This window comes from Mesorhizobium sp. M7A.F.Ca.US.010.02.1.1 (genome assembly GCF_004023085.1).
GTDB lineage: Bacteria > Pseudomonadota > Alphaproteobacteria > Rhizobiales > Rhizobiaceae > Mesorhizobium.
Genome location: NZ_RZRV01000026.1, coordinates 80,995 through 81,220, shown reverse-complemented (window position 1 = coordinate 81,220; position 226 = coordinate 80,995). Strand labels below are relative to the sequence as shown.

Sequence of the window (226 nt, the reverse complement as noted above, 5' to 3'; positions counted from 1 at the left end):
ATCGTGATCGAACCGTAGCTGCCCGCCACGACCGACCCGACATGGCCCGAGGCCGATGCAACCGTGCCTGCCTCGACGCCCGTTACCGTCGCCCCGTCTGCGCCCTTAACGTCGGCAACGCCGTCCGTCACATTCGCGTCCGCGCCGCCGCTGGCGGTGATGACGTTGCCGTCCGCGACCGTCGCACCGTCTTCCGTCACGCTGTCGGTGTCGGCAACCGCCGTTG

1 protein-coding gene is annotated in these 226 nt (G+C 69.5%); it reads right to left on the bottom strand.

From position 1 onward, the window contains the following. On the bottom strand, positions 1 to 226 hold a 226-nt coding region (locus EOA19_RS36540), incomplete at both ends, for a hypothetical protein (protein WP_164893015.1).